Annotated in this window: 1 protein-coding gene; it reads left to right on the forward strand. The window is 78.3% G+C overall.

Translation table 11 applies throughout. The annotated features are described in order from the left end of the window. Positions 1-1623: phosphoribosyltransferase domain-containing protein (locus VGH76_RS01500; protein WP_331554832.1), on the forward strand; the 1623-nt coding region annotated here is incomplete at both ends.

Below are 1623 nucleotides of genomic sequence, written 5' to 3' on the forward strand. Positions count from 1 at the left end.
CCTCGAGGGTCGTCCGGGCGAGGACGACGCACCGGGCGCGGCCGGCCTCACCGACCTCGTCGGGCTGGCGCTGCGCCGCAACCCCCGCCGCGCGTACCTGCTCGTGTCGCGGGTGATCGGCAAGCACGTCCCCTGCGATCCACGGCTGGCCCGGGCGGCCGGTCTGGTGCTCGGACACCGGGTGGGCGAGCTGGTGCGGGCCTCCGCCGAGCACCCCGTACCTGATCACCCCGCGCCGACGTTGCCGGCGACCGCGATCACCGACCCGCGTGCCGCGGCGCGGGCCCGCGACGCCGCCGTCGGTCACCCGTCCCTCCGGGTCCCGAGCATCGTGCTGGGCTGTGCCGAGAACGGAGCCGCGCTCGGCCAGTTCGTCGGTGAGGCCCTCGACGCCGATCACGTCGTCGCCTCCACCCGGCGCGACGTGCCCGGAGCCGCCGTGCTCGGGTCCTTCGAGGAGCAGCACAGCCACGCGGGCCGCCACCTGCTGGTCCCCGACGATCCGTCGCGCTGGGAACCGGAGCTGCCGCTGGTGCTCGTCGACGACGAGATGACCACCGGCCGGACGGCGGCGGCGACGCTGCGGCTGCTCCACCACCACCTGCCGCGCCCCCGCTACGTGGTGGCCGTGCTGGTCGACGTGCGCGGTCCCGGGGACGACGCCGTCGAGCGGGCGGCTGCCGAGCTGGGCGTGCGCGTCGACGTCGTCGCGCTCGCGACCGGCACGCTCCGGGTGCCCGACGACGCCCGCGAGCGGGCCGCGGCCCTCGTCGCGCGTCACCCCTGTCCCGAGCCGACGGCGTGGGGCCGGGGCCGCCTCACCGAGACGCACCTCCACCTCGCCGGCGCCCCGGAGGGCGCTCGGCACGGCGTCGACCGCGCGGACCGGGCCGCGCTGGAGGCCGCGCTCCCGGCGGCCGTCGGAGCACTGGCCGCCGCCCTCGGGCCCGACGCCGGCCGGGTCCTCGTGCTGGGCACCGAGGAGCTGGTCCACCTGCCGGTGCGCCTTGCCGAAGGGCTCGCGGGCGACGGGCGCGACGTCGTCGTGGCGGCCACGACCCGCTCGCCCGCCGTCGCCGTCGACGTCCCCGGCTGCGCCCTCCGCTCCGCACTGCCCTTCCGCGCGCACGACGCCGGGCTCGGCACGGCCCGTGAGCGCTACGCCTACGACCTCGGGCAGACCGGTCGCCACGACGCGATCGTGCTGGTCGTCGACTCCGACGCCCACACCTCCGCCCTGCACGGGCCGGACGGCCTGGTGCCGCGGCTGCGGGCGCTGGCGCCCCGGGTGGTCGTGGCGATCGTGCCGACCCGGGGGCCCCGCCGGAGGGCCACCGTCGTGCACGCAGTGCCCGCCCGCCGGGGACCGCGCTTCGGCACGTACGCCCGCGACGAGGTCGCGTGGCTGCTCGAGGACCTCTCCGCCGTCCCGCTCGAGGTCGGCCACGAGCGGCGCGAGCGCGAGGTGCGCGAGGGCCGCGCCCACTACTCCGAGGCCCTGCCCGAGGAGCACGTGCCGTCCCCGGTGCACGAGGAGCACTTCCACCGGGCCCTCGCGAGGTCGGCGACGACCGTCGCCCGGCTCGTCGGGCACGTCACCGACCGCCTGCTCGCCACCGTCGG

Origin of the sequence: Actinomycetospora sp., assembly GCF_036497585.1 — a bacterium.
GTDB lineage: Bacteria > Actinomycetota > Actinomycetes > Mycobacteriales > Pseudonocardiaceae > Actinomycetospora.